This window comes from Rhizobacter sp. P2_H3 (genome assembly GCF_056403355.1).
The window spans coordinates 1-7,283 of the sequence record NZ_JBFUFQ010000265.1 but is presented as its reverse complement, the minus strand read 5'-3'; the positions used below and the strand labels follow the sequence as shown (position 1 = coordinate 7,283).

General features: G+C 71.2%; 10 protein-coding genes and 1 pseudogene. 3 read left to right on the top strand and 8 right to left on the bottom strand.

All coding sequences use genetic code 11. The features are described from left to right. Positions 1-407, bottom strand: a pseudogene (locus AC1D1T_RS28185) (hybrid sensor histidine kinase/response regulator); the annotation flags it as partial. A gap of 113 nt (positions 408-520) precedes the next feature. On the opposite strand from AC1D1T_RS28185, the gene AC1D1T_RS28180 reads away from it, so the two are divergent. After that, positions 521-865 carry a hypothetical protein gene (locus tag AC1D1T_RS28180; RefSeq protein WP_477828087.1) on the top strand — a complete coding sequence of 115 codons (345 nt, stop codon included), beginning with the start codon at positions 521-523 and terminating at the stop codon, positions 863-865. Here the strand turns inward: AC1D1T_RS28180 and dapA are convergent, their stop codons facing one another. The 3 genes from dapA to AC1D1T_RS28165 form a co-directional block, all read right to left on the bottom strand. After that, the gene (gene dapA, locus AC1D1T_RS28175; protein WP_477828088.1) at positions 866-1,756 is read right to left on the bottom strand and encodes a 4-hydroxy-tetrahydrodipicolinate synthase; all 891 of its coding nucleotides are present in this window, start codon (positions 1,754-1,756) and stop codon (positions 866-868) included. It abuts the gene before it with no gap. Positions 1,757-1,910: 154 nt separating this feature from the next. After that, complete coding sequence (locus tag AC1D1T_RS28170; RefSeq protein WP_477845240.1) at positions 1,911-2,198, bottom strand: DUF433 domain-containing protein; 288 nt, start codon at positions 2,196-2,198, stop codon at positions 1,911-1,913. Between the two features lie 61 nt (positions 2,199-2,259). Next, complete coding sequence (locus tag AC1D1T_RS28165) at positions 2,260-3,165, bottom strand: LysR family transcriptional regulator (protein ID WP_477845239.1); 906 nt, start codon at positions 3,163-3,165, stop codon at positions 2,260-2,262. Positions 3,166-3,277: 112 nt separating this feature from the next. Here AC1D1T_RS28165 and AC1D1T_RS28160 point away from each other — a divergent pair, with 112 nt between their 5' ends. After that, positions 3,278-4,462: an MFS transporter gene (locus AC1D1T_RS28160; protein WP_477828682.1), complete on the top strand. Its 1,185-nt coding sequence runs from the start codon at positions 3,278-3,280 to the stop codon at positions 4,460-4,462. Between the two features lie 13 nt (positions 4,463-4,475). Further along, the gene (locus tag AC1D1T_RS28155; protein WP_477844348.1) at positions 4,476-5,717 is read left to right on the top strand and encodes an SGNH/GDSL hydrolase family protein; all 1,242 of its coding nucleotides are present in this window, start codon (positions 4,476-4,478) and stop codon (positions 5,715-5,717) included. On the opposite strand, the gene AC1D1T_RS28150 is transcribed toward AC1D1T_RS28155, so the two are convergent. The 4 genes from AC1D1T_RS28150 to AC1D1T_RS28135 all read right to left on the bottom strand — a co-directional run. Beyond that, entirely contained in the window at positions 5,718-5,936 is a 219-nt protein-coding gene (locus AC1D1T_RS28150; RefSeq protein ID WP_477828885.1) for a zf-HC2 domain-containing protein, read from the bottom strand. Next, positions 5,933-6,490: a sigma-70 family RNA polymerase sigma factor gene (locus AC1D1T_RS28145; protein ID WP_477844346.1), complete on the bottom strand. Its 558-nt coding sequence runs from the start codon at positions 6,488-6,490 to the stop codon at positions 5,933-5,935. Before AC1D1T_RS28145 ends, AC1D1T_RS28150 begins: the two co-directional genes overlap by 4 nt. A 106-nt stretch (positions 6,491-6,596) precedes the next feature. Beyond that, positions 6,597-6,992 (bottom strand): D-ribose pyranase, encoded by a 396-nt coding sequence (gene rbsD, locus AC1D1T_RS28140; RefSeq protein WP_465113033.1) that lies wholly within the window; start codon positions 6,990-6,992, stop codon positions 6,597-6,599. Then, the coding region (locus tag AC1D1T_RS28135) for a PfkB family carbohydrate kinase (RefSeq protein ID WP_477992924.1) at positions 6,989-7,283 on the bottom strand (295 nt) is incomplete at its 5' end. The genes rbsD and AC1D1T_RS28135, both read right to left, overlap by 4 nt.

Here is a 7,283-nt window from a genome sequence, read left to right as displayed (position 1 = left end):
GGGCTGTACGAGAAGGTGTGGAAGGTTTCCTCGAGGTAGCCGCTGCGCTCCAGGAACAGCTGCAGCCCCTCGTCCCAGGTGGCGGTGCCGGTGCTCAGCACCTGGTCGATGCGCGGGCCGATGTCGTGCCAGATCTCGGCCCAGACCACGTCGGCGCGCGCGCCGAGCACCCAGTCGCGCTTGATGCCGACGGTCGGCAGGTAGGCGTCGTTGCAGAAGAACGTGGCTTCGCTGCCCCAGGCCATCCACATCGCGAAGCGCGAGTCGAGCATCACCCGCACGATGGTCTTCAGGCTCTGCGGCCAGCCGGCGGGGTCGCCGAGCGGCGTGCGGCCCCAATCGAAGGCGCGCATGCGCGCGCCCATCTCACCACCCCCTTCGAGGAACCTCAGCGATGCATCGACCATCACGGCATGCTAGCGGCGAAAGCAACAGCCGGTCACGCGCGTTACGGAGGCCATGCGAGCCGGCGCACCGGCTCGGTTAACCTCGCGGATTGTCCAACCCTCCGACATCTCCCATGCGCCTCGTCCCGATCGCCTGCCTGCTGTGGTTCTCCTGTGCCGCCATGGCGCAATCCAAGGACGAGGTCGTCGAAGGCGGGCTGCAAAGCGGCCAGCGCTACCAGATGGCACAGCACTGCGGCGCGAGCGATGCCGCGCTCGATGCCTTCAAGGGCCGCTTCGAGACCGAGGCGCATGGCCGCTCGGACCTGCTGGCCAAGCTGGACGTCAACATCCTGAAGCTGTTCATGCAGGGCCGCCTGAACGGCGACCTCGCGTTCGAGGAGCTGAAGGCCAAGCCGCAGGCCGAGCGCGACGCCGCCTGCCAGCAGGCGCTGAAGCAGATCGGCGCGAAGGCCTGATCAGGCCGCTCGATCGGCCCCTTGATCGACCCCTCGCCAGGCTGCCTGCAGCGCGGCCGCGACCGGCGCGCTCGCCGGGGTCATCGGCGCGCGCAGCGTGGGGCCGATCCGGCCGAGCGCCGCGAGCTGCGCCTTCAGCGGGCCCGGGTTCGGCTCAGCGAACAGCGCCGCCACCATCGGTGCGAGCGCATGGTGCAGCCGGCGGGCGCGCGGCAGGTCGCCCGACTGCAGCGCGTCGAACAGCTCGACGAAGCGCCGCGCATGCAGGTGCGCACTGGCCGCGATGGCGCCCTGCCCGCCCTGGCACAGCGTCGTGAAGATCTGGTGGTCCTCGCCGGCCAGCACCGCGAGGCGGCCGTCGGCGATCAGCGCCTGCGTCTTGCGGGCGTCGCCGCCGCAGTCCTTCAGGCCGGCCACGCCGGGAATCCCGGCCAGCGTGCGCAGCGTCGCCAGGCTCAGCTCGACGCCGGTGCGGTACGGGATGTCGTAGACGACGATCGCGCGCGGTGCCGCGGCGGCCGCGACCTCGCGGTAGAAATCGACGACGCCCTGTTGCGACGGGCGCACATACGACGGTGGCGGCACCAGGAAGCCTGCGACGGCCTGTTCTCCGAAGCGCCGGCACGCCGCCATCACCTCGCGCGGCGCGATGCCGCTCACGCCCATCAGCACCGGCCGCCCGCCGGCCGCCGACAGCACGGTGCCCAGCACGGCGGCCTGCTCGGCCTCGTCGAGCGTCGCGGCCTCGCCGGTGGTGCCACAGGCGACCAGGCCGTGGATGCCATCGGCCACCAGGGATTTGACCAACGCGGCGAGCCGTTCATGGTCGACGCGCCCGTCCGCCGCGAACGGCGTGATGACGGGAACCCAGATGCCTGAGAGCTGCTGCATGAATCCATTCCTCGCGCCGGCGGACACGCCGGACCAGGCTGGGCATTCTAGGCAGGACGGGCCGAGTCGCATTCAAGGCCGCTCGGCAATTGCCGACCTCAGGGTCACGGAGGCGGAACGGAGTATCTGGCGCCGGGCGTGAGCCGGCAACCGATCACCGATTCACTTGCAGCGGCAACAGGCGCAAGCGGGTGCGCTTCGTGTCGATCGTCAGCAGCGCGCCTGCCTCGACTTCGCGCTCATCGGCGCGCCAGGCGGCATAGCGCAGCGCCTGCAGGATGTCTTCTCGCTCCAGATAGGGATAGTCGGCCAGGATGTCGTCGACGCTGTGCCCGGCACCGACTTGACCGACGACCATCCCGACGGTGACACGCATGCCACGAATGCAGGCCTTGCCACCCATCACGTCCGGTCGCTGTGTAATGCGTTCCAGGGGTCCCATGTCAGCTCCTTGTCGCAACGCGAACCATGGTAGCGAGTATCCCCGCGCAGAAGCAGCTCATCTAGCCGAACCGCACGTTCTCCACCAGGAAATCCAGCAGCGCCCGCACCCGTGACGGCAGGTGCCCGCCCTGGCCGACGAACACCGCGTGGAACTCTTCCAGGTCGCCGGGGTTGAAGTCTTCCAGCACCGCGACCAGCCGCCCGGCGGCGATGTCATCGCGCACCTGGAAGGCGGCCAGCCGCACGAGACCGAGCCCCGCCACCGCGAGCCGGCGCAGCGATTCGCCGTCGCTGACCCGCGCGTTGCCGTTCAACGCCACCTGCACGACCTTGCCACCTTCCATCAGCGGCCAGCCCTCAAGCGCACGGGCATACGTGAAGCCCAACCGGTTGTGCGACGCGAGATCGGCCGGCGTGATCGGCGTGCCGCGCTGTTGCAAGTAGGCCGGCGAGCCGACGATCAGCTTGCGCGTCTCGCCCAGCTTGCGCGCCAGCAGCTGCGAGCTCTTCAGCGGCCCGGCCCGCACCGCTACGTCGGTGCGGCGCTCCAGCAGGTCGATCACCTCGTCGGTCAGCACCAGGTCGAGCGTGACCTCGGGATGCTGCGCCAGGAAGGCCGGCACCAGCGGTAGCAGGAAATGCTCGCCGAACGGCACGTTGACGTTCACGCTCAGCCGGCCGCGCGGCGCATCGTTGGTGGCGGCACCGCGCTCGGCCTCCTCCAGATCGGCCAGCACGCGCACTGCCCGCTCGTAGAACACGCAGCCCTCGGGCGTCAGCTGCACCTGCCGCGTCGAGCGGTTGAGCAGCCGCACCGCGAGCCGCGCCTCCAGCCGCCCGACCAGCTTGCTGACCGCCGACGGCGTCATCCGGAACGCCCGCGCCGCCGCCGAGAAACCGCCCAGCTCGACGACCCGCACGAACACCTCCATCTCGCCCGAGCGGTTCACATCCAGTCGTGCCATGCCCACCCCCGCTGATGAAATCGGTTCACAAGTGTTTTTCCAACGGGCAGTCTAGTCCACAACACCGTTTGAACTCATCATTCCCGACTCAACGGCATCTGAATTCACAGTCATGAAGAACACCAAGCTGGCGCTCTATGCGCTGACCGTCGGCGCCTTCGGCATCGGCGTCACCGAGTTCGTGATCATGGGCTTGCTGCTCGACGTGGGCACCGATCTCGGCGTCTCGGTGTCGGCCAGCGGGCTGCTGATCTCCGGCTACGCGCTCGGCGTCGTCGTCGGCGCACCGCTGCTGACCGCGCTGACGCAGCACTGGCCGCGCAAGACGCTGCTGCTGGCGCTGATGGCGGTCTTCACGCTCGGCAACCTGAGCTGCGCGCTGGCGCCGACCTACGAGCTGCTGATGGCGGCCCGCGTGCTGACGGCGCTGGCGCACGGCAGCTTCTTCGGCGTCGGCTCGGTCGTCGCGACCGGCCTGGTGCCGCCGCAGCAGCGGGCCTCGGCGATCGCGATCATGTTCACCGGCCTCACCGTCGCCAACATCCTCGGCGTGCCGTTCGGCACCTGGCTCGGCCAGCATTTCGGCTGGCGCGCCACCTTCTGGGCCGTCAGCGCGGTCGGGCTGCTGGCGATGGCGGCACTGGCGCTGTTCGTGCCCGCGCAGCCGGCGAGCCGTGAAGGCAGTTCGCTGCGCGCCGACCTCGACGCGCTGCTGCGCCGCCCGGTGCTGCTCGGCTTCGCGACCACGGTGCTCGGCTTCGCGGGGCTGTTCGCGCTGTTCACCTACATCGCGCCGCTGCTGACGCAGATCACCGGCTTCAGCGCCGCGGCGGTGTCGCCGATCCTGCTGGTGTTCGGCGGCGGGCTGGTGATCGGCAACCTGGCCGGCGGCAAGCTCGCCGACCGCCACCTCGCCGGCACGGTGCTGGGCTCGCTGGCGGTGCTCGCGATCGTGCTCGCGCTGACCGGCTGGGCGCTGCACAGCCGGGTGGCCGCGGTGCTGTTCGTCGGCTTGCTCGGGGCCGCGTCGTTCGCGACGGTCGCTCCGCTGCAGATGTGGGTGCTGGACAAGGCCCAGGGTGCCGGCCAGAGCCTCGCCTCGAGCTTCAACATCGCGGCGTTCAACCTCGGCAATGCCTTCGGCGCGTGGCTGGGCGGTGCGGTGATCGCGAACGGGCCGGGTCTCGGCTCGCTCGCCTGGGTGGCCGCGCTGCTGCCGCTGGCCGGTCTCGCGATCGCGGCGCTCGCGATGGCGCTGGACCGCACGCCGGCTGCGATCGCCCCTGCCAACGCCTGAACGAGGACACCCCATGACTGCTCGTCGCACACTGCGGCGCGGCCTCGCCGCGACCCTCTCCATCCCGGCCTTTGCCCTCGCCTGCCTGACCGCGACGCCTTCGCACGCCGGCACCTGGATCCCCAGCTGGACCGCGAATCCCGAAGCGAGTTGGGGCGAGGAATTCGCCCTGCCGACCGGCACGCCGGCGGTCATCGACGACCAGACGCTGCGCCAGGTCGTGCGGCTGAGCCTCGGCGGGCGGCGGGTGCGGCTGCAGCTGTCGAACGAGTACGGCAGCGAGCCACTGGTGATTGGTGCAGCGCAGGTGGCGCCGGCATCGGCCCCCGGGCGGGGTCGCGCGGTGACCTTCGGCGGACAGGCCGGCGTCGTCGTGCCGCCGGGCGCGCCGGTGCTCAGCGATCCGGTGGAGCTCGAGGTCGCAGCGCTCGCGTCCTTGGCGATCAGCCTGTACCTGCCGAAGCCGACGCCGACGCGCACCTTCCACTGGGATGGACGGCAAACCGCCTCGCTCGCGCCCGGCAACCAGGTGAGCGCCGCGCAGCTGCCGCCGACACCGGGCCTGACGGCGCGGATCTTCCTCAGCGGCGTCGCGGTCGAGGCCGACGCGCCGCGCGGCAGCGTCGTCGTGATCGGCGATTCGATCACCGACGGCAACGGCGCGACGATGGATGCCGACACGCGCTGGCCCGACTTCCTGGCCGCGCGACTCGCACCGCAACGCATCGCGGTGCTGAACGCCGGCATCTCGGGCGGCCGGTTGCTGTCCGGCGGCATGGGCCCGAGCGCGCTGGCGCGTTTCGACCGCGACGTGCTGTCGCAACCGCAGCTGCGCAGCGTCATCGTGCTGATCGGCATCAACGACATCGCCTGGCCCGGCACCGCGTTCGATCCGCAACGCCGGCCGCCCGACCTCGCCGAGCTGGTGGCCGGCTACCGCCAGCTGATCGCCCGCGCGCATGCACACGGCGTGCGCGTGCTCGGCGCGACGCTGACGCCGTTCGAAGGCGCCCTCGCCGGCACGCCGCTGGCCGACTACTTCCAGCCGCACAAGGACGCGCTGCGCCGGCAGCTCAATGCGTGGATCCGCGCCAGCGGTGAGTTCGACGCGGTGCTCGATTTCGACGCGCTGCTGCGCGACCCGGCCCAGCCGTCGCGCCTGCAGCCGGCCTTCGACTCCGGCGACCACCTGCACCCGGGCGACGCCGGGCACCGCGCGATGGCCGAGGCGGTGCCGCTGCCGGCCACGCGCTGATCAGTCCCCGCTGCCCAGCTCGCGCGCGCTCCTGCGCAGCAACTCGAGCTGCCCCTGCACGTTGCGGCACATGCGGCAGATCGGCAGGTGCGCCGCCAGCCGGCGCGCGTCGTCGGGCGGCAGCGGGCCGTCCTGCGCGGCGCTCAGCAGGTGCGAGGCGGCACGGCAGTCGATGTCGTCGTCCGGCGTGCTCGCGGGCGGTGGGGTCGTCGTCGTCATGCCGCATCCTTGAACCAGCGCAGCTGCAGGCACTCGCGCAGCTGCATGCGCGCGCGGTACAGCATCACGCTGCAGTTGTTGGCGGTGATCTGCAGCTCGCCGCAGATGCCGTCGATCTCCAGCTCCAGCCACTCGCGCATCATGAAGATGCGGGCCAGCTTCGGCGGCAGGTTGTCGATGCACAGCTGCAGCGTGTCGAAGAACTGCGCCTGCTCCAGCGCCCGCTCCGGGTGCTGCCAGGCCGGTGGCGCGTCGCGCCAGTGGCCGTCGGCCGCGAACAGCGCATCGAGCGCGTCGTCGACGCTCTGCTCGGCCAACGGCTCTACGTGGATCTCGCGGCCGCGCCGGCGCAGCACATCGATGATCTTGAACTTCAGGATGCCGGTCGCGTAGGTCTTCAGCGTGCTGCGGCCTTCGAAGCGCTCCGGCGCCTCGAGGATCGCCAGCAGCGTCTCCGACACCACGTCCTCGGCGAGGCTGTCGTGGCGCAGCTGGAGTTGCGCAAACCGCAGCAGCGGCTGGTGCAGGCTCGACAGTTCGGCGGCAAGGTCCATGGGCCGCGACTGTAGCGTGCCTGCAAAGCCGCTCATCGAAGTACCTCCGCGCCCGCGCGTGCCTGGCTTCGCGGCGGCTGGCGCGTTCAGTGCTTCGAAGCAACGCTCAAAACACGACGCCGGCGTACAGCAGCAGGTTCGCGTACGGCGTGAACTCGCCGCTGCGCACGATCGCGCGCGCCGAGGCGCTGCGCCGTTTCAGCTCGTCGTGCGACACCCGCTCGACCGGCACGCCCTGCAGGCGCTCGCCGGCCTGCGCGACGAACGCGGGGCTGCGCTGCAGCGCCTCGTCGGCCAGCGCGGCGCGCTCCACCTGCATCTCGCTGAGCAGCACCTGCAGCACCTGGTCGAACGACGGCACGCCGCGCGTCAGCGCCAGGTCGATGCACGGCGTGCCCGCCGGCACCGGCAACCCGGCATCGGCGATCACGACCAGGTCGCCATGGCCCAGCCGCGCGACCAGCAGCGACAAGTCCCGGTGCAGCAGCGGCGTCTTCTTCACGACGCCTCGACCGCCGGTTGCAGGTCGCGCGCGAACGGCATCGCGTCGATCGTGCCGGGCCGCGCGACGCTGAACGCCGCGGCCCGCTGCGCATGCGCGATCGCGGCGTGCAAGGCCACGCCGGCACAGCGCGCGGCGGCGAACGCGCCGATGAAGGTGTCACCGGCACCGGTGGTGTCGACCGCCTGCGTGCGCGGCGCCGGCGCGTGCACGTTGCCGCGCTCGTCGGCGCACTGCACGCCGTCGGCGCCCAGCGTGACGATCACCGTCGCCGGCCCGCGCTCGCGCAGC